The 21,257-nt window shown below is 75.3% G+C and carries 6 protein-coding genes; 5 read left to right on the top strand and 1 reads right to left on the bottom strand.

Features of this window, described 5'->3' with window-relative positions:
* Positions 1-13 precede the first annotated feature (13 nt).
* From AWQ68_RS33220 to AWQ68_RS33210, 3 genes are all read left to right on the top strand, one after another.
* A complete protein-coding gene (locus AWQ68_RS33220) occupies positions 14-1,534 on the top strand; it encodes a hydantoinase/oxoprolinase N-terminal domain-containing protein (protein ID WP_066948357.1) in 1,521 nt (506 codons plus the stop codon).
* The gene (locus AWQ68_RS33215; protein ID WP_066948356.1) at positions 1,527-2,600 is read left to right on the top strand and encodes an S-methyl thiohydantoin desulfurase family protein; all 1,074 of its coding nucleotides are present in this window, start codon (positions 1,527-1,529) and stop codon (positions 2,598-2,600) included. Before AWQ68_RS33220 ends, AWQ68_RS33215 begins: the two co-directional genes overlap by 8 nt.
* A 362-nt stretch (positions 2,601-2,962) precedes the next feature.
* Positions 2,963-4,816, top strand: a complete 1,854-nt coding sequence (locus tag AWQ68_RS33210; protein WP_245656348.1) for an NAD(P)-binding protein — start codon at positions 2,963-2,965, stop codon at positions 4,814-4,816.
* A gap of 27 nt (positions 4,817-4,843) precedes the next feature.
* Here the strand turns inward: AWQ68_RS33210 and AWQ68_RS33205 are convergent, their stop codons facing one another.
* Entirely contained in the window at positions 4,844-7,558 is a 2,715-nt protein-coding gene (locus tag AWQ68_RS33205) for a DUF6493 family protein (RefSeq protein WP_066948351.1), read from the bottom strand.
* Positions 7,559-7,870: 312 nt separating this feature from the next.
* Here AWQ68_RS33205 and AWQ68_RS33200 point away from each other — a divergent pair, with 312 nt between their 5' ends.
* Positions 7,871-12,727 (top strand): non-ribosomal peptide synthetase, encoded by a 4,857-nt coding sequence (locus AWQ68_RS33200; RefSeq protein ID WP_066948348.1) that lies wholly within the window; start codon positions 7,871-7,873, stop codon positions 12,725-12,727.
* Complete coding sequence (locus AWQ68_RS33195) at positions 12,724-21,219, top strand: non-ribosomal peptide synthetase/MFS transporter (RefSeq protein ID WP_066948345.1); 8,496 nt, start codon at positions 12,724-12,726, stop codon at positions 21,217-21,219. Before AWQ68_RS33200 ends, AWQ68_RS33195 begins: the two co-directional genes overlap by 4 nt.
* The last annotated feature ends 38 nt before the right edge of the window (positions 21,220-21,257 follow it).

Here is a 21,257-nt window from a genome sequence, read left to right as displayed (position 1 = left end):
CCACCGGACGACCATGCGCATCGGCATCGACGTCGGCGGCACCAACACCGACGCCGTACTCATCGGCGACGCGGACGAGGTGCTCGCGACCGTCAAATCCCCCACTACCGCGGACGTCACCACCGGCGTCGCCGGCGCCCTGGAGGCGCTCGGCACCACCGAGGTCTCGGCGGTGATGATCGGCACCACGCACTTCGTCAACGCCCTCGTGGAGGCGTCCCGGCTGGAGCCCGTCGCGGCGGTGCGGCTCGGCCTGCCCGCCACGGCCGCCCTGCCGCCCATGGTGGACTGGCCGGACCGGCTCCGGACGGCCGTCGAGGGCGCCAGCTACCTGTGCCGCGGCGGCCACGAGTTCGACGGCCGCCCGATCTCCGACCTCGACGAGGAGGAGATCCGGCGGGTCGCCGGGGACATCGCGGCGCGCGGGCTGCGCTCGGTGGCGATCTCCTCGGTCTTCTCGCCGGTGAGCGCCGAGTTCGAGCTGCGCGCGGCGGAGATCCTCGCCGCCGAGCTCGGCCCCGGCGTCCACCTGTCCCTCTCCCACGAGATCGGCCGGGTGGGCCTGCTGGCCAGGGAGAACGCCACCATCGTCAACGCCGCGCTGCGGTCGCTGGCCGTCGGCATCGTCGACGCGTTCGGCGGCGCGCTGCTGGCGGCCGGCATCGACGCCCCGCTGTTCCTGTCCCAGAACGACGGCACGCTGATGGACGTCGAGCAGGCCAGGCGGTACCCGGTGGCGACCTTCGCCTCCGGGCCGACCAACTCGATGCGGGGCGCCGCGTTCCTGTCCGGCCTCACCGACTGCGCCGTGGTCGACATCGGCGGCACGACGACCGACGTGGGCGTGCTGGTGGGCGGCTTCCCCCGGGAGGCCGCGGGCGAGGCGGAGCTGGCCGGGGTCCGCACCAACTTCCGCATCCCGGACGTGCTGTCGCTCGGCATCGGCGGGGGCTCGATCGTCTCCGAGGACGGCACGACCGGGCCGCGCAGCGTCGGCTACCGGCTCCCCTCCGAGGCCCTGGTCTTCGGCGGGTCCACCCTGACCGCGACCGACCTCGCCGTGGCCGCCGGGTACGCCAAGATCGGCGACCCGTCCCTCGTCTCGCACATCGACCCGCGCGACGCGCTGCGCCGGATCGCCGAGCGCGTCGCCGTCACCGTGGACCGGATGCGCACCTCCTCCGCCCCGCTGCCGGTCGTCGCCGTCGGGGGCGGCAGCGTCCTCATCCCCGACCGGCTGCCCGGCTTCGACGACGTACGCCGGCCGGACCACTTCGCCGTCGCCAACGCCGTCGGCGCGGCCATCGCGCAGGTCGGCGGGGAGGTGGACCGGGTGTTCTCCGGCGCCCGCGAGACCGTGCTCGACGAGGCCCGCGCCGAGGCGGTGTCCCGCGCCGAACGGGCCGGGGCGCGCCCCGGCAGCGTGCGGATCGTGGACGTGGAGGAGATCCCGCTGGCGTACCTCCCCGGGAACGCGACCCGCGTTCGGGTGAAGGCCGTCGGCGACCTGGACCTGGAGAAGATCGATGCGTGAGATCGGAATCGAGCAGCTCGACGACATCGCCCGCGGCGCGGGCATCCTCGGCACGGGCGGCGGCGGCGACCCCTACATCGGCAAGCTGCTGGCCCGGGAGGCGATCCGCCGCCACGGCCCGGTGACGGTCGCCGACATCGACGAGGTGCCGGCCGACGCGACGGTCGTGCCGGTCTCCGCGATGGGCGCGCCGACGGTCCTGCTGGAGAAGCTGCCCTCCGGCGCGGAGGAGCTCACTGCCCTGCGCGCGCTGGAGGCCGTGCTGGGACGGCCCGCGACGCACATCGTGCCGATCGAGATCGGCGGCGTGAACTCGATGATCCCCATCGCGGCCGCGGCGGAGTCGGGACTCCCGCTGGTCGACGGCGACGCCATGGGGCGGGCCTTCCCCGAGGCCCAGATGGTGCTGCCCACGCTGATCGGCGTGTCGACCACGCCCATGGCCCTCGCCGACGACAAGGGGAACACGCTCGTCGTGGACGCGGTCTCCAACCTGTGGTCGGAGCGGATCGCCCGCTCGGCCTGCGTGGAGATGGGCTGCCAGGTGTCGTGCGCCGACACCGTGCTGCGCGGCGACCAGTTGCGCGACGGCCTGGTCCCGGCCACGCTCACCCTGGCCGAGGACCTCGGCCGTGCCGTACGGCTCGCGCGGCACGAGCACGCGGACCCGGTCGCCGCGGCGCGTGACCTGCTGGGCGGCACGCGCCTCCTCACCGGGAAGGTGATCGACGTGGAGCGCCGCACCTCCGGCGGCTTCGCCCGCGGTCAGGCGTCCCTTGAGGGGCTGGGAGCCGACGCCGGCCGTACGCTGCGGCTCAACTTCCAGAACGAGCACCTGCTCGCCACCCGGGACGGCGAGGTGGTCGCCACGACGCCCGACCTGATCTGCGTGCTCGACACCGAGACCGGCGAGCCGGTCACCACGGAGAACATGAGGTACGGCCTGCGGGTCACCGTGATCGCCGCGCCCTGCGACCCGCGCTGGACCACGCCCGCCGGGCTGGCGCTGGCCGGGCCGCGCTACTTCGGCTACGACTGCGACCACGTCCCGCTGACGCTCGCATAGGCCCTGTATCGAAGTCCGCGGTGATGCGTAAGCCGGTCCGGGTGTCGGAGAGGTCGTAGACCGACAACGAGAGGTCTCCGGTAATTGGGCGGTCGACCCAATTACCGGAGACCTCGTGGCCGCCCTGGCGGTGACGAGGCGGTTCGACCTGACCGATGCGCAGGGGGCGATGGCCGGCTCGGGCGCGGGCTCGGTGCTGTCGTCGGCGTTCTGAGTTTCGAATTTCTTTCAGAATTCCGCGATTACTTGGCGTAACTAACAGCATGTATTCGCCGACCCCTTTTCTTTTACATTCCCGTTCTTGTCGGCATATTTGCGAGGTGCTTGAATCCACGCCATCCCCCCAAGATCAAGGAGATGCCGTGTTCTCTGACCGCGAGCTTGGTATGGATCGGTCGATCAACCGGCGAGACTTCATCAACGGCGTCGTGTTCACCGCCGCCGCCGCCGGACTCACGGCCGGCGCCGCCGCCGGCCCCGCCGCCGCCCAGGCCACGACCGCCGGATCCGCGGCGGCCGGGCCGTACCCACCGGCGAGGAAGGGGCTTCGCGGCCAGACGGACGCGATGCTGAAGGTGCCGCACGCGCTGCGCGACGGCGCCTTCGACATGGGCGAGCCCCAGCCGACGGGAGAGCGCTACGACCTGGTGGTGGTCGGCGCCGGGATCAGCGGCCTCGCCTCGGCGTTCTTCTACCGCCAGAAGCACGCGGGCGCCCGGATCCTGCTGCTGGAGGTGGGCGACGACTTCGGCGGCCATGCCGTGCGCAACGAGTTCGAGGTGCGCGGCCGGAGGCTGATCGGCTATGGCGGCTCGCAGTCGCTGGACACTCCCTCCACCTTCTCCAACCAGGCCAAGGGCCTCCTGAAGGACCTCGGCATCGAGCTGAAGCGGTTCGAGCGCTACTTCCACGAGGAGACGTACAAAGGCCTCGGCCGGGCGACGTTCTTCGACAAGGAGACCTTCGGCCGCGACCACCTGGCCATCGGCAAGGACGGGCTGGCCAAGGCGCCGATGCACAAGGAGGCGCTGAAGGACCTGGCCAGGATCGACTCCCACGACTGGCTGAAGGGGCTGTCCGACGAGAAGAAGAAGCTCCGGCTGGCCGAGCTGACCTACGCCGATTACTTGCGCACGGTCGTCAAGGCGCACCCCGACGTGATCAAGTACCTGCGCCACGTGCCGAGCGGCAACTGGGGCTACGACGCGGAGGCGGTCGGCGCGCTGGACGCGTGGGCGGACGGCTACCCCGGCTTCGGCGGGCTCAAGCTCGTGTCCAAGGCGCACCGGCTCATGGCGCCGACCGAGGCGAGGTTCTGGGACGCCGAAGACGAGTACATCTACCACTTCCCCGACGGCAACGCCGGGGTGGCCAGGGCGCTCGTCCGCGCGCTGATCCCCGGATCCGTCCCCGGGCACACGATGGAGGACCTAGTCCCGGCCAAGGTCCGCTACGACCGGCTCGATGTGAAGGGCGCGAAGGTGCGGCTGCGCCTGTCCAGCCCGGTCGTCCGGGTCACGGGCGACGGCGAGGTCTCCTACGTCCAGGGCGGCAGGCTCCACTCGGTCACCGGCGGCAAGATGATCCTCGCCTGCCAGCACCAGATGATCCCCTACCTGGTGCCGGACCTGCCCGAGGAGCAGCGCCTCGCGCTGAAGGGGGCGGTGCGGCTGCCACTGCTCTACACCAACGTGGTGCTGCGCGACTGGAAGGCGTTCCAGCGGCTCGGCATCCAGGGCGTCCGCTACCCCGGGGCGTACTGGCTGGGCGCCTCGCTCGACTTCCCGGTCAGCATGGGCGGCTACACACACCCGCGCTCACCCGACGAGCCGATCGTCCTGCACCTCAACCGGGCCTGCAGCGTGTCCGACCCGGACCCGCGCGTCGGCGCGGTTAAGGGGCGTGTCGAGCTGATCAGGACGCCGTTCGAGCAGATCGAACGCACCACCAGGGAGCTGCTGCTGCGCAGCCTCGGCCAGGGCGGCTTCGACCCGGCCCGCGACATCAAGGCGATCACGGTCAACCGCTGGGCGCACGGCTACGCCCTGGAGTACGGCAGGCCGTGGGCGACCTTCTTCCCTGACGGCCCGCTGCCCAGCGAAACGGCCCGGCAGCCGTACGGGAACCTGGCGTTCGCGAACACGGACGCGCTGCCCCGCGCGTACGCGGACGCGGCGATCGACGCGGCCTGGCGGGCGGTCAAGGACCTCGGCTGACCTCGGACGGTGTGGCCGCCGGACGGGTCAGACGGAGGTGTCCACAGGAAGGCGATCCCCTGCTTTCGGCGGCGTTTCCGTCGTCAGCAGGGCGTGCAGGCGCCGTGCCTGCCGTACCAGCTCGCTCCCCCGGGTGCGGGCGGCGAGCCGCGCGACCACGGCGAGTTCGCCGCGCGCGCCGGCCCACTCCGCCACATCCGCGGCGAACCGCATCAGCCGCGTGTGCGCGGTGGTGGACCGCTCGTCCGGCCCCGGCAGGCAGGCGGGCAGCAGTCCCCGCATCACCTGCCACACCTCCCGCTGCGCACCCTGCTCGGCCGCCGCCCGCAGCGCGGCGAGGGCCTCGCCGTGGCCGTTCCCGTCGCGGCTGAGCAGATCGGCGAGCCGCCTGCCGAGCTCCTCGCCGGGCAGGTCGCCGGTGGCGGCCAGCTGCAGCAGCGGGAGCACCGCCCCGCCGTCCGGCCCCTGCAGGAGGAAGTGGGCCAGCAGCAGGCACAGGCCGGGCCCCGCCGGACCGTCCGCGCTCACCAGCAGCCGCAGGTCCTCCAGCGACGGCTTGTTCAGCGGCCAGTTCGTTCGCAAGGTGTAGACGGACCGGGCGGCGGCCGGCTCCCGGTGCCCGGCCAGCACGGCGAGCAGCCGCTCGCACGACTCGTCGTGCGTCCGGGGGACGAGCAGGTCGCCCAGCACCTCGCGATACTCGGGGCCCGAGACGAATTCGGAGGCGATGCGGGTGTCACCCTGATGCGTCCCCCAGGTCAGCACGACGCGCGGCTCCTCGGGCCGGTCGGTGAGCCAGCGGGCGACCGTGCGCCCGGCCTCCCCGCTCAGGCGCCCCGCGCGCTCGGCGACCTCGTCCGTGACCGTACGGCCCAGCCGCAAGAGCGCCTGCCGCAGATCCAGCGGCAACGCCGCGACGCCGTCGCGCTCGTACCCCTCCAGCCGCTCCACCAGCGTCTCTGCGTCGAGCAGCCCGTTCGCCCGGGTCGGCGTCCCCAGCAGGTACGGCGGCAGCCGCCCCTCCACCAGCGCCTGGTACACCTCGGCGTACCGGAAGAGCGGCATGAGCTTCCCGAGGCCGGCGTGCGTCATCCCGGGAACGCGCTCCGCCACCGTCAGACGGCCCTCCGGGTGGGCGCGGCGCTCCGCCCCCGGTTCGGCGAGTTCCCTGGCCATCGCCGCGGCCCAGTCGCCGGTGCCCCACCACGGCCTCCAGCGGAACTGCCTGTCGGGGCAGCGCGCGGCGAGCGGGGCGAGCGTCGCGGCCAGCCGGGCCCGCTCCGCGCCGTCCGGGCATCCGGCCAGCCGGACGAACCCGTCCAGCCATCTCTCGGAGCTCATCCAGTCGAACTCGGAGAGCTGGAGCGAGAGCCGGACCAGCGTCTCCGGGCCCTCCACCCGCGGCGGCATCGGGGCGGGCGGCGGGACGTCGGGCAGCGGCACGGGAGCGAAGCGCACGGATTCGGGCGCGGGCGCGAGGGCGGGCTCGCCGCCGAAGACCTCGGCCAGCTCCGCCCCCTGGCCGGCGGGCAGCAGGGCGACGACCTCCCTGATCGTCTCGGCGCCCAGCGGGCCGAACCGGGGCGCGTGCTTGACCGCCAGCTTCACCGCGCGGTCCCGCGCGTCGCCCGACTCGCACACCAGTGCCGCGGCCAGCGCGGGCGCATAGGCGTCCAGGTCGCCCGCGGGATCCTTCAGGAGCCGGTCGAGCCAGGCCAGCCCGGCCCGTACCAGCCTGCCCTCGCCGCGGAACAGCAGCCCCTCGACGGCTGCGCCGGCCCGCTCGGGCGGGACCGCTCCTGCTCGCCTGACCTGCTTGAGCGCCAGGTCGGCCACGTTCGCCGGGGCGAAGGCGAGCAGCGCGAGATGGTCGCCGAGGTGCGGGGCGACCTCGTCGGGAGCCGGGTCGAGCAGCTCGTACAGGCGGACGAAGAAACGCTGGTCGGCGGCCTCGCCTCCGCGCAGGAACCGGGCCCGGCACCCGTCGAGCAGGGTCGCGCGCGCGATCCGCCCGGAGCGGGCGAGCGCGGCCAGGGCGGCGGGCCACTCCCGGTCGGCGCGCAGGAGCCTGCCCACCCCCTCGGCCGCGAACAATCTCGGCACCATCACGTCCAGCAGCGGGTCGCCGTCCAGCTCTCCGGGCCGGGAGGCCGCGATCCAGGCCAGGGTGAGCGGGTCGTGCTCGGGCGGCTCCGCCCCCGTACGGCGCAGCAGTTCCAGGGTCAGCCGCACCCGCCGGTCCGGCTCCGGGCGCGCCGCACGCAGCCGCAGCGCCATCCGCACCGCGAGGTCCCGCTGCCAGGCGGCGGGCCTGGCCGCCACGGCCTGGAGGATCGGCGCGGTGTCGTCGATCTCGTCGGGCTCCCAGAAGCGGGCGAAGTCGCGCTTGTTTAGCCAGGTGACCACGGCCGCGGCGCCGACGATGGTGCCCGCCCCCGCGACGCGCATGGGCTCAATCCAGAGATCGCCCACCCGCTCGGTGTAGAAGGTGCGCGCCTCGGCGAGCGCGTAGACCGGCCGGCCTATCCGCTCCGCCTGCCGCTGGAGCTCCATCCACCGGGCCTGCCGTTCCCGTTCCTCGTCCCTGCGCCTGCCGGCCGCCCGAGCGACCGGCAGGTATCCGGGCAGCTCACGGGCGACCTCCCGGCGCCGCTCCTCGTCGAATCCGGCCACCAGCGCCGCCACGGCGGCGGCGTCCTCCCCGTCGATCGCGGCGCGGACCTCATCCCAGGCGTTCGTCATGATCGCGACAATAGGGAGACCCTCCGACAATCCGGCGAGATCCGCCGGTCTGCCGCCCGCCCAGGCCGGCGAAGCGGCGGCGGGTGGCCGATCAGACGTCCCGGCGTACGCGCAAGGGCAGCGCGCCTTTACGATGTAGATTTTTCGCCGAACAAGGGCCGGAGGGCGACCGGGATTCGAGGGCGAGAACGGCCGAGATGCGGATAAATCGCAGACCGCAATAGCGTGCGCGAGGCAGTCTTATACCGTTTTGGCACCAGATATGTGACATATCATCGACTGGATGATCATTGCTGTCTAGTGTCAGCGCCCGTGACCATTCATGTGGCGGTGACGGCACAGGCGACGCGCACACCCGACGCGCTCGCCTACGTCGCCGGTGATCTGCGGATCTCCTACGAGGAGATGGATCGGCGCGCGAACCGGATCGCGCACACGCTCCTGCGGAGCGGCGTCGCCCGCGAGGAGCCGGTCGGGGTGCTGCTCGATCGGGGCGAGCATCTCATCCCGGCGTTGCTCGGCGTGTTGAAGGCGGGGGCGGCCTACGTGCCGCTGGACCCCGCCTACCCCTCGGAGCGGCTGCGGCTCATCGCCGCCGACAGCGGCCTGAAGTCCCTGATCACGCGCCCCGGCCTCGACCGGGCGATCGAGGCGCGCGTGATCAACGCCGGGATCGACGACGTGACGGCTCCGGACACCGATCCGGGCGCCGCCGTCACCCCGCAGAACCTGGCGTACGTCATCTACACGTCCGGATCGACCGGCCGGCCCAAGGGCGTCGCGGTCGAGCACCGCAACGTGCTGAACCAGCTCGCCTGGATCGTCGAGACGTGGGGGCCCGAGGCACTCGCCGGCTCGCTGGCCGCGACCTCGGTCTGCTTCGACCCGTCGGTGATGGAGATCTTCGCGCCGCTGCTGGCCGGCGGCGCCGTGATCCTGGCCGACAACCTGCTCGCGCTGCCCGGCCTGCCCGCGCGCGACGAGGTGACGTCCCTCGGCGGCCCGCCGTCCGTGCTGGCGGCGCTGCTGCGCTCCGGACCGCTGCCTCCGCGCGCCCGGCTGGTGCACTCCGGCGCCGAGGCGGCGTGGCCCGAGCTGATCGACGCGATCTACGGCAACCCGCAGATCGAGCGGGTCCTCAACCTGTACGGGCCGACCGAGTGCACGATCCAGTGCCTGGCCCACGAGGTGCCGCGCGGCACGACCGGCGTCCCGCCGATCGGGCTCCCGATCGCGGGCGCCGTGCTGAGCGTCCGGGACGGCGACGGCGCCGAGGTCGCCGAGGGCGAGACCGGCGAGCTGTGGGTGAGCGGCCCCCTGGTGGCCCGCGGCTACCTGAACCGGTCGGACGGCGTCCCGGCCGGGCAGGACCGGTTCGTCGAGCTGCCCGGCCTCGGCCACACCTACCGGACCGGCGACCTGGTCCGGTTCGAGGGCGGCGTCTACCACTTCGCGGGGCGGGCCGACGACCAGGTCAAGATCCGCGGCCACCGGGTCGAGCTGGGCGAGGTCGAGCGCGCCCTGACCGCGCATCCCCGCGTGGCCGCCGCCGCCGTGCTGGCGCTGCCCGACGCGGACGGCACCCGGCGGCTGGCCGGATACGCCCAGGCCGACGGCGTGGACGAGCCGGAGCTGCTCGGCTTCCTGCGCGAGCGCCTGCCCGGCTACATGGTGCCCGACCGGGTGGCCCTGCTCGACCGCCTCCCGCTGTCCCCGAACGGGAAGATCGACCGCCAGGCGCTCGGCGCCGTACGGCCCGCCGCGCACGAGGCGACCACGGCGCCGCGCGACGACCTCGAACGGCGGCTCGCCGCGATCGTCGCCGGCGTGCTGGGCGTCGAGGTCGCCCGGGTCGGCGTGGACGACCGGTTCGCCGACCTCGGCGGGCACTCCCTCGCCGCGGCCCGGGTGGTGGCCCGGGCGGGCGCCGACCTCGGTGCCGAGGTGCCGCTGCACGCGTTCCTCGCCGAGCCCACGGTGGCGGCTCTGGCCCGGCGCGTACGCTCCGGGGGCGACGGGCGCGCCCCCCTGGTCCGGCACACGGGCCGCGACCGCTACCCGCTGACCGACATGCAGCGCCAGTTCTGGGCGCTTCGGCAGATGGAGCCGGACACCCGCGCGACGCTGATCGCGATGCGGTTCCGCGTGTCCGGCGTCGCGGACGCGGCGCGTTTCCGGTCCGCGCTCGACGACGTCGTGCGCCGGCACGAGTCGCTGCGCGGCGTGATCGAGCACCGGGGCGGGGAGCCGGCCGTCCGCGTCCACGCCCCCGTGCCCGTACGCGTGGACGAGCACGACCTGCGCGGCCTGGACCCGGCGGCGCGCGAGTCCGCGATCCTCGACCTCGCCGGCCGGGCGGCGACGCCGTTCGACCTGACCGGCGACGTGCCGCTGCTGCGCGCGCTGCTCGCCTGGACCGGCCCGGCGGCGGCCGAGCTGGTGCTGGTCACCGACCACATCGCGTTCGACGGCTGGTCGGCCCGGATCCTCATCGACGAGGTCGCCGCCGGACTCGCCGGGCGTCCCGTCCCCGAGCCGGCGCTCCAGCTGGGCGACGTCGCGCTGGGCGAGGAGGAGCGCCGCGAGGCGGCGGTCGAGCGCGAGAGCGCGCACTGGCGGGAGGCGCTGGCCGACGCGGCCGTGCCGTACGACCTGCTGGGCGCGGCCGGGACGGCGACGCACGAGGGGCGCCGGCTCAGCCGCCCCATTGATCCGGCGCTGGAGGCGCGGATCAGGCGGTTCGCGGCCGAGCGCGGCGTCACCCCGGCGGCGGTCCACCTGGCCGCGCTCGCCACCGTCGTCGGCGGGCTGACCGGGCGGGCCGAGACGATGATCGGCGTGACCGCGGCCGAACGCGACCGGCCCGGCCTCGACCGGGTCGTGGGCCCGCTGCTCGGCGTGCTGCCCGTCCCCGTGCGCTTCGGCGACGACCCGGCGTTCGGCGACCTGGTGGCCGCGGCCGGCGCGGCGATCACCGGGGCGCTGGCCCACCAGGAGCAGGCGGGGGCCGCCGTCGCCGCCGCGCTGCCGCGCCCTCCGGGGTCCGGTCCAGCGCCGGTCGTGCTGTCGGTCCAGCCGGAGGACGTGCCCGTCGCCGTCGAGATCGCGTCTGAGCCCGGGCGGGAGGAACCGGGGATCAGGGTCGAGCTGGTCGGCGAGCTGGACTGCGGCGGCGCGGCCACGGAGCTGAGCGTCCTGGTGAACGCCGGGGCCGACGGCGCGGAACTCCTGGTCGAGTACGCCACGTCGCGGTTCGGCGTGGCCGACGCCGGGCGGGTGGCCGACGCGCTGCTGACCGCGCTCGACCGCGGCCTCGCCGACCCGGCCACGCCGGTCTCCGCGCTGCCGCTGGTCTCCCCTGCGGAGCGTACGGCGCTGCTCGCGGCGGGCACGGGGGCCGAGATCCGGCCGCCCGCGACCGTCGTGGACGCGATCGTCGCCCGGGACCGGAGCCGGATCGCGGTCGAGGCGGCCGGGCGCCGGCTGACCTACGGCGAGCTGGAGGAGCTCTCGGCCCGGGTCGCCGCGGGTCTGGTCGCGGCCGGCGTGACGGCCGAGGAGCCGGTCGGGGTGAGCCTGCCGCGCGACCCCCTGTTGCCCGCCGTCCTGCTCGGCGTGCTGCGGTCGGGCGGAGCGTACGTGCCGATGGACCCCGACCTGCCGGCCATGCGGCTGGCGGCGATCGTCGAGGACGGCGGGGTGCGGCGGGTGCTCGCGCTCGGCGACGAGGCGCACGCCGCGGTCGCCGGGCTCGACGGCGTGACCGTCCTCGACGCGGCGGCGCTGCTCGACGCGCCGCGCGGCGAGATCCCGGAGGCCGACCCCGACGGGCTCGCGTACGTGATCTTCACGTCGGGCTCGACCGGACGCCCGAAGGGCATCGAGATCACCCATCGGAGCCTGGCCGCGTTCGTCGCCTCCATCCAGGCCGATCCCGGGCTGACCCGCGACGACGCCGTGCTGGCGGTGGCGCCGATGGTGTTCGACGCCTCGGCGTTCGAGCTGTGGGCCACGCTGACCGCCGGAGCCCGGGTGGTCGTGGCCGACACCGCGACCGCGTTCGACGGCCGCGCGCTCGGCAAGCTGTGTGACACCGCGGAGGTCACGCTGGTGCTCACCACCCCGAGCCGGATGCGGCTGATGGTGGAGGCGGGCTGGCGCGGCCGGCCGCAGATGCGGCTCCTGGCCGGCGGCGAGCCGCTCGACCCGGCCCTGGCCGGGGAGCTGCGCACCCGGGTCGCCGGGCTCTGGAACGCCTACGGCCCGGCGGAGGCGACCGTCGCGTCCACCGTGCATCCGGTGACCGGCTCGATCGGGGACAGCGTCCCCATCGGACACCCGATCCCCGGCGAGCGGCTGTACGTGGTGGACCCGCTCGGCCGGATGCTCCCGCCCGGCGTGCCGGGCGAGCTGTGGCTGGGCGGTCCGGGCGTCGCGCGCGGCTATCGCGGCCGCCCCGACCTGACCGCCGCCGCGTTCGTCCCCGACCCGGAGGCTCCGCCCGGCGCGCCGGCGCGGCGCTACCGCTCGGGTGACATCGTGCGCTGGGTCCCGGACGGCGCGGGCGGGCTGGTGCTCGACTTCGCCGGCCGGGTGGACGGCCAGGTCAAGGTCCGCGGATATCGGGTCGAGCTGGGCGAGATCGACGCGGTGCTGCGCGCCCACCCGGCCGTCGCCGACGCCGCCGTGGTCGCCACGACCGGGCCGGACGCCCATCTGATCGGCCACGTCGTCTGGCGTGGCGAGGCCCGCGCCGCCGAGCTGGAGGAGCACGCCCGGGAGCGGCTGCCCGGTTACATGGTGCCGCGCCGGTGGGCCGCGCACGACGCGCTGCCCCACACGGTCAGCGACAAGCTCGACCGGCGGGCGCTGGAGGGCGTCGAGGTGGCCGCCGCGCCGCACACGCCGCCGGAGGGCCCAATGCAGGAGTTCGCCGCGGAGATCTGGCAGGAGGTGCTGCGCGTCCCTCTGGTCGGGGCGCGCGACGACTTCTTCGCGCTCGGCGGCACGTCGCTGCTCGCGACCCGGGTGACGGTCCGCCTGCGCGAGGCGCTCGGCTGCGACCTCGCCGTACGGGCGCTGTTCGACCATCCCGTGCTCGCCGAGTACGCCGCCGAAGTGGAACGACAGGTCATCGCGGAGATGGCCGGACAGGAGGCCAGCTCATGACCGTCGTCTCCGGCGAGGACCGGCTGCGCGAGCTGCTCAACCGCCGCATCGCCCAGGCGCGCCAGGCGACGCCGGCGGGCATCCCCCGGCGTGCGGACGACGGGCCCTGGCGGCTGTCGCCCGTGCAGCGGCGGATGTGGCTCGCGTCCGAGATGGAGCGGGACAGCCCCGCCTACAACGTGCCCGTGGCGCTGCGGCTGCGCGGCGAGCTGGACGTCGCCGCGCTTCGGCGGGCCGTGGTGGACCTGGCCGAGCGGCACGAGGTGCTGCGCTCGACGGTGGAGGTCCGCGACGGCGAGCCGTACGCGGTCACCGGCGAGGCGGACCGGATCGACGTCGCGGTGGAGGAGGTCGCCCCCGAGGCGCTCCCGAGCAGGGTGGCGGAGCTGGCGCGGGTGCCGTTCCGGCTGGCGGAGGAGTATCCGCTGCGGGCGACCCTGCTCGCCGCCGGTCCCGGGGAGCACGTGCTGCTCCTGCTCATGCACCACGTCGCGATCGACGCATGGGCGCAGCCGCTGCTCCTCGGTGACCTGGCCGCGCTGTACCGGCACCGGCTGGGGAGCGGTCCGGCGCTCGACCCGCCCGCGACGCGCTACTCGGACGTGGCCGCGTGGGCGACCGCCCGCGCCTCCTCCCCCGAGGCGGAACGGGCGCTGGATTGGTGGGAGGACCGGCTGGCCGGGCTGGAACCGGTCCCCGGCCTCCTTCCCGACCGTGCGTCCCCTCCCGGGGCGGCGTGGCGGGCCGGCGTGGTGGACGTGCCGCTGGCCCCCGAGACGGTCGCGCGGCTGCGCGCGCTCGCGGCGGAGAGCGGCGCCACCGTGTTCATGGTGCTGCTGGCGGCGCTGCAGGCGACGGTGGCGCGGGTGTCGGGCGGCTCCGAGGCGAGCGCCGACGTGACCGTGGGCGTGCCGGAGTCCGGCCGCCGGCACCCCGACACCGAGTCGCTGGTCGGCTGCCTGGTCGAGACCCTGGTCGTACGCGGGACGGTGGACGGCGCCCGCACCGGGAGGGAGCTGGTCGGGCAGGCCCGCTCCGCCGCGCTCGACGTGTTCGGCCACGCGGACGTCCCGTTCGACCGCGTCGTGGAGCGGGTGCGCCCGCCGCGCTCGGGCACGGCGGCGCCGCTGTTCGACGTGCTGCTCAACGTCTACGACGCCCCGGGCGAGGTCGCCGGCTTCCCCGGCCTGACCGCCGAGCCGTTCGAGGTGCCGCCGTTCGCGGCGAAGTTCGACCAGGCGTGGGCCTTCGTCGAGGACGGCGGCGCGCTGCGCGGCGAGCTCACCTACCGCTCGGACCTGTACGAACCGGACACGGCGGCCCGCCTCGCGGGCTGGTTCGGCGCGCTGCTCGCCCAGTTCGTGGCGGATCCGGACCGCCCGGTCGGCGAGCTGGAGCTGGAGCCGGGCGCCGACCCCGCCCTCGCCGAGCCCGCGCCGCCGGCGCTCGGCGCGCCCACCCTGCACGGCCGGATCTCCGCCCAGGCCGCCCGTACGCCGTCGGCGACCGCCGTCGTGGCGGCGGACGGCACGCTCACGTACGCCGAGCTGGACGCGCGCGCGAACGGCCTGGCCGGGCGGCTGCGCGACGCCGAGGTGGCGCGCGGCGACCGGGTCGCCCTCCTCATGGAGCGGACCCGGGACCTGCCGGTGGCGCTGCTCGCCGTGCTCAAGACCGGGGCGGCGTACGTCCCGATCGACGACGCCGCGCCGCGGGACCGGATCGCCGCCATGGTGGCCGGCGGCGGGGTGCGTGTCGCGGTCTGCGCGCCCGAACTGGCGGATCGCCTGCCCGAGGGCGTCGTCGCGGTCGTCCCCGGCGACGACGTCGCGGACGCGGCCGCGGAAAGCGGAGACGGCGCGGATCTCGCCTACGTGATCTTCACCTCCGGCTCGACCGGCACGCCGAAGGGGGTGGCGGTCGAGCATCGCCAGCTGACCGCGTACCTGGATGCCGTGCTCACCCGGGTCGGGCAGGGTGACGCCGCTCCCCGCTCGTACGCGCTCGTCTCGACGATCGCCGCCGACCTCGGCCTGCTGAACGTCTTCGGCGCGCTGACCACGGGCGCGGCGCTGCACGTGCTCGGCAGGGAGACGGCCGTCGATCCGGAGGCGTACGCGGCCTGGCTGCGCCGGCACGAGGTGGACGCGGTCAAGTGCGTGCCGAGCCAGCTCGAACTGCTGGCGGCGCACGGCGATCTCGCGGCGGTGCTGCCCCGCCGCCTGCTCGTGCTCGCCGGCGAGGCGACGCCGTGGACGCTGGTCGACCGGATCGCGCAGGTGCGGCCCGACCTGGAGGTCCAGATCCACTACGGGCCGACCGAGACCACGGTCTCGGTGCTCGGCTGCGCGGCCGGGGCGGTCGCGCGCACGGGCTCGGTGGCGCCGCTCGGCACCCCCTTCCCCGGCGTGCGCTGCTTCGTCGCCGACGCCGCCGGGCGGGCCGTGCCGTACGGCGTGGCGGGCGAGCTGTGGATCGGCGGCCCGCAGGTCGCCCGGGGATATCTGGGCGACCCCGGCAACGCGCGCTACGTGGAGCGGGCGGACGGCCGGTGGTACCGGTCCGGCGACCGGGTGCGGATCACCCGCGACGGCGTCGTGGAGTTCCTCGGCCGCGTGGACGACCAGGTGAAGATCCGGGGATACCGGGTCGAGCCGGGCGAGATCGCCGCCGCCTGCCGGGCGCTGCCGGGCGTGGCGGAGGCGGTGGTCCTGCCCGCGGGCGAGGGCGCCGGACGGCGGCTGGCCGCCTGGCTGGTCCCCGCGGCTCCGGACGGGCCCACGGTGGACGAGATCCGCGCGGCCCTGCGGCGCGTGCTGCCGGACTACATGGTGCCCTCGGCGATCACGCTGGTGGACGCGCTGCCGCTCAACGCGAACGGCAAGGTGGACCGCGCCCGCCTGCTCGACGCGCTCGCGGCCGACCGGTCCGACCCGCCGGCCTCGGACGGATCGGGCCCCGCGCCCGCGACGGAGACCGAACGGCTGATCGCCCGCGTCTGGGCGGAGCTGCTCGCGTCCAAGGCCGCCGCCGGCAACGGCGCGGACGGCGACGCCATCGGAGTGAACGCCGACTTCTTCGCGCTGGGCGGCGACTCCTTCACCGCCGTACGCGTGGCCGGCCGGCTCGGCGTCGGGCTCGGGGTCACGGTCCCGCTGCGGCTGATCTTCGAGCACCCGGTGCTCGCCGACCTGGCCGCCGCGCTGGACGCCCTGCCCCGGAGCGAGGCGGCCCCCGCGCCCGCCGGGATCCCCCGGCGCGCGGGCGACGGCCCGGTCCCGCTCTCCCCCTTGCAGCGCCAGATGTGGCTGGCCGGCGAGGTGGACCCGGACAGCGCGGCCTACAACGTGCCGGTCGTGATCCGGTTCGAGGGTGAGCTGGACGTGGAGGCGCTCCGGCTCGCCGTCGTGGACCTGGCCGAGCGGCACGAGGTGCTGCGCTCGACCGTCGAGGTCCGCGACGCGGAGCCGTACGCGGTGACCGGCCCGGCGTCGCGGGTCGTGGTGGAGGCGGTCGCCGACCTGGACGGCCGCTCCCTGCCGGATCCCGCGGTGGCGGCGCGCCTGGACGAGCTGGCCCGGCGGCCGTTCCGGCTGGCCGAGGAGTACCCGCTGCGCGCGGCGATCCTGGTGCTCGGTCCGCGCGAGCACGTGCTCTCTCTGGTGCTCCACCACATCGCGAGCGACGCCTGGTCGCGCGGCGTCCTCCTCCGGGACCTCGCCGACCTCTACGCGGCGCGTACGGGGGCCGGGCCCGCGCCCGCTCCCCTCGACCGCCAGTTCGCGGATATCGCGGAGTGGCAGCGGATGGCCGCCGAGTCGGCGGAATCCGGCTGGTGGGCGACCCAACTCGACGGCATGCCCGCCGAGATCGCGCTCCCCGCCGACCGGGTGCGGCCCGCCGCCCCCGGAACCGGCGTCGGCCTGCTGGACCTGGAGCTGCCGGACGACCTGGCCGCCCGGGTGCGGGGTCTCGCCTCCGCGCACGGCGCCACGGTGTTCATGGTTCTGCTCGCGGGCCTGCAGGCGATGCTCGCGCGGGTGTCGGGCGGCTCCGACATCGGCGTGGCGGTGCCCGAGTCCGGCCGGCGGCACCCCGAGACCGAGCGGCTCATCGGCTGCTTCCTGCAGACCCTGGTGATCCGCACCTCGGTGGAGGACGGCCTGACCGGCGGGGACCTCGTCGAGCGGGCCCGCGCGGAGACGCTGGACGCCTTCGCGCACGCGGACGAGTCGCTCGGCCCGGGCGGGTCGCAGGTCCTGCCCCCGGTGCTGCTCAACGTGTACGACGCGGCCGGCCCGATCACCGGCTTCCCCGGCCTCGCCGCCGAGGCGGTGGAGATGCGGCCGGTCACCGCGAAGTTCGACCTGAGCTGGACGGTCCAGGACACCGGCGCGGGCCTGTGGGGCGGCCTGGCGTACCGGCCCGAGCTGTTCGACGAGGCGACGGCGCGGCGGCTCGCCGGGTTCTTCGTGGCGGTCCTGGACCAGATGACCGCGGATCCCGGCCGCCGGATCGGCGACCTCGACCTCGACCCCGGCGCGGACGCGCTGCTGACGGGGCCGCAGCGGTCGCCGCTCGGCGGGCCGACCCTGCACGGCCGGATCTCCGCGCACGCGGCGCGGACCCCGGAGGCGACCGCGGTCGTGGCGGCGGACGGCGCCCTCACCTACGCGGAGCTGGAGGAGCGGGCCCGGCTGCTCACCCGCCGGCTGCGCGCGGCCGGGGTGGCACGCGGGGACCGGGTGGCGGTCCTGATGGAGCGGACCCGGGACCTGCCGGTGGCCATGCTCGGCGCACTCAAGGCGGGCGCGGGTTACGTCCCGATCGACGACGCCGCGCCGGCCGACCGGATCGCGGCGGTGCTGTCCACCGCCGGGGCCCGCGTGGTGGTCTGCGCCCCGGACCTCGCGGCCCGCGTGCCCGAGGACGTCACCGCCGTCCCGCCCTACTCCCCGGACGGGACGGCCGCCGGCGCCGAGGAGCCGGACGTCGAGGCCGGCCCCGAGGACCTCGCGTACGTGATCTTCACGTCCGGCTCGACCGGCACGCCCAAGGGGGTGGCGGTCGAGCACCGGAACATCACGGCCTACCTGGACGGGATCCTGTCCCGGCTCGCCCCGGCCGGGCCGCTCGCGTCGTGGGCGCTGGCGTCCACGGCCGCGGCCGACCTCGGCATCCTCAACGTGTTCGGCGCGCTGACCACCGGCGCGGCGCTGCACCTGCTGGACCGGGACACGGCGACCGACCCGCCCGCCTTCGCCGCCCACATGGCGAAGCACGGCGTCGACTTCCTCAAGTGCGTGCCGAGCCATCTGGAGCTGCTCGCCTCGCACGGCGACCTGTCGGCGGTGCTGCCGCGCCGGGTGCTCGTCCTCGCGGGCGAGGCCGTGCCGTGGACGCTGGTGGACCGGATCGCCGAGGTACGGCCCGACCTGGAGGTCCAGGTCCACTACGGCCCGACCGAGACGACCGTGGCCGTGCTCGGCTGCTCGGTCCGGGACGCCACCCGGGCGACCGCGAACGTCCCGCTGGGCCTGCCGCTGCCGGAGGCGCGCTGCTTCGTGGCCGACCGGGCCGGGCGGGCCCTGCCGTACGGCGTGGCGGGCGAGCTGTGGATCGGCGGCCCGCAGGTGGCGCGGGGCTATCTGGGGCACCCGGAGGACCCGCGCTATGTCACCCGGGACGACGGCCGGTGGTACCGGTCGGGAGACCAAGCCCGGGTGACCTCCGAGGGGTACGTGGAGTTCCTCGGCCGGATCGACGACCAGGTGAAGATCCGGGGATACCGGGTCGAACCGGGTGAGGTCGCCTCGGTCTGCCGTGCGCTCCCGGGGGTCGCGGACGCCGTGGTCCTCCCGGTGGGCGAGGGCACCGGACGGCGGCTCGCCGCCTGGGTGGTCCCCGCCGCTCCGGACGGGCCGACGGTGGACGGCGTCCGCGCGGCGCTGCGCGACGCGCTGCCCGACTACATGGTGCCCTCGGTCATCACGCTGCTGGACGCCTTCCCGCTCAACCCCAACGGCAAGGTGGACCGTACGCGGCTGGTCGCCGAACTGGGCGCGGCGAGCGCGGGCGAGCAGGTGGCGCCCGCCACGGACACCGAGCGGCGCGTCGCGGAGGTCTGGGCGCGGCTGCTCGGTGTGGAGGCCGTCGGCGCGACCGACGACTTCTTCGCGCTGGGCGGCGACTCCTTCGTGGCGGTCAAGGCCGTCCACGAGATCGACGCCGGGCTGCGGGTCATCGACCTGTTCACCAACCCGACCGTGCGCGAGCTGGCCGCCCTCCTCGACGGCCGCGCCTCCGGTGAGGGCGGCGGGGGCGGCCTGCTGCACCGGCTCCGCGGCCCGAAGGCGGGCGCCACGGCGACCGCGACCGTGGTCTGCGTGCCGTACGGCGGCGGCTCGGCGGCGGTCTACCGCCCGCTCGCGGAGGCGCTGCCGGAGGGCGTCGAGGTGCTGGCGCTCGAACTGCCCGGCCACGACCCGGCCCGTCCCGACGAGGAGCCGCAGCCGGTGGAGGAGGTGGTCGAGCGCTGCGTGGCCGAGCTCGCCGCCAGGGAGAACGGGCCGATCGCGGTCTACGGCCACTGCGTGGGCACGGCGCTCGCGACCGCCCTGGCCCTGCGGCTGGAGGAGACGGGGGTGGCGGTCACCGGCGTCTTCCTCGGCGGGAGCTTCCCGACCGCACGGCTCCCCGGAAAGCTGTCCGCGTGGTTCAACCGGCGCCTGCCGGCCGACCGGTGGCTGTCGGACCGCGCCTACCGCGACGTGCTGCGGGCGATGGGCGGCCTGCCCGAGGACCTGGAGGGCCCGGCGGTCGAGACCGCCGTCAAGGCGCTCAGGCACGACGCCCGCCAGGCGCAGGCGTGGTTCACCCGGCGGCTGGCGGAGCCGGAGAGCCCCAGGCTGCGGGCTCCGGTGCTCGTCGTCATCGGCGGCTCCGACCGCGCCACGGAGCTGTACGAGGAGCGCTACCGGGAGTGGACGGCGTTCGCGGACCGCGTCGAGCTCGCCGTGATCCCGAACGCCGGTCACTACTTCCTGCGCCACCAGCCCGACCAGCTCGGCGACCACCTGACCGAGGCGCTGCGCCGCTGGACGGATCCGGACGAGCGGCCCGCCGAGGGCGCGCCGGACGCCGAACCCGCGAGCACGCCGGAGCGCGCGGCCGGACCGGGACCGCGCGGCCTGGGCGGTTTCTACACCGTGGCGATCGGCCAGCTCGTGTCGATGGTCGGCAGCTCGCTCAGCTCGTTCGGCCTGGGCGTGTGGACCTTCCAGCGCAGCGGCGCGGTCTTCGACTTCGCCCTGGTCACGATGCTGGCGCTGCTGCCGACCGTGCTCGTCGGCCCGATGGGCGGCGCGATCGCCGACCGGTACGACCGGCGGCGGATCATGCTGGCCTGCGACGCGGTCAACGGCCTCGCCATGGCGGCGGTGGCCGCGCTGCTGTGGCTGGACCGGCTCGACTTCGTCATGGTCTGCGCGGTCGTGACGCTGACCTCGGTGGTCACGGCGTTCCACCGGCCCGCCTATCTGGCCGCCATCGCCCAGCTCGTGCCCAAGCCGTACCTGCCACAGGCGAACGCGCTGGCGCAGGCCGGGCTCGGCCTGGGCAACCTCGTCGCCCCGCTGGCGGGCGGCGCGCTCGTCGCGCTCGCCGGGCTGCCGGTCGTGGTCGGCGCCGACGTGGTGACGTTCGCGATCGCGTTCCTCTCACTGCTCGCCGTACGGATCCCGAACCGGATGTTCCGGCGCAGGGAGGAGTCGTTCCGTGCGGCGGTGGCCGGCGGCTGGCGGTTCTTCACGCGGCGGCCCCCGCTGATGGTGATGGCCGGGTACTTCATGGCCGTCAACTACTTCACCGCGCTCACGCTCGCGGTGGTCTCGCCCATGGTGCTGTCGCTCGGGGACGCGGCCGACCTGGGCGTGGTGACGGCGGCCGGTGGTCTCGGCGCGGTGCTCGGCAGCGTCGTGATGATGGTCTGGGGCGGCACCCGCCGCCTCGCCGACGGCATGGTCGGCTTCGTGGCCCTCGCGGGCCTGGCGACCGTGCTCGTCGGCGTGACCGGCTGGCTGGCGGTGGTCCCGCTGATCGCGGTCGGCCTGGCGTTCCGCTGGGGCTCGACCAGCGTGATCAACGCCCACTGGCTGTCGATCATCCAGCTCAAGGTCAGGGGCGAGCTGCAGGGCCGGGTGCTGGCCACCAACCAGATGCTGGCCACCGCGATGACCCCGATCGGCTACCTGACGGCGGCGCCGCTCACCTCGTGGTCGGAGTCGCTGACCGGGGCGGCGACGGGCCCGGCGATCGGGGCGATGATGGCCGTGTCGGGCGTGCTGCTCACGCTGTGGGGCGTCGCCGGGCTCCGGATGAGGCGGCTCCGCTACATCGAGGACGAGCTGCCCGACGCGCTGCCGACGGCGACGATCAGCACCGACCTCGACGAGCTGCAGGACGAGGCCGACCGGCACGCGCTGGCGCGGTGACCGGACACCGGGCCCGGGTCGCCTCCCCTTCCGAGGCG

The sequence above is a fragment of the Microtetraspora fusca genome (genome assembly GCF_001570365.1).
Lineage (GTDB): Bacteria > Actinomycetota > Actinomycetes > Streptosporangiales > Streptosporangiaceae > Microtetraspora > Microtetraspora fusca.
Note: the sequence above shows the minus strand (reverse complement) of the source record. Positions and strands in the feature narration are given on the sequence as shown.

Bases quoted from the DNA above. Each gene is read 5' to 3' on its own strand.
- AWQ68_RS33220 (WP_066948357.1), top strand. From the start codon at position 14: ATGCGCATCGGCATCGACGTCGGCGGCACCAACACCGACGCCGTACTC.
- AWQ68_RS33215 (WP_066948356.1), top strand. From the start codon at position 1,527: ATGCGTGAGATCGGAATCGAGCAGCTCGACGACATCGCCCGCGGCGCG.
- AWQ68_RS33205 (WP_066948351.1), bottom strand. From the start codon at position 7,558: ATGACGAACGCCTGGGATGAGGTCCGCGCCGCGATCGACGGGGAGGAC.
- AWQ68_RS33195 (WP_066948345.1), top strand. From the start codon at position 12,724: ATGACCGTCGTCTCCGGCGAGGACCGGCTGCGCGAGCTGCTCAACCGC.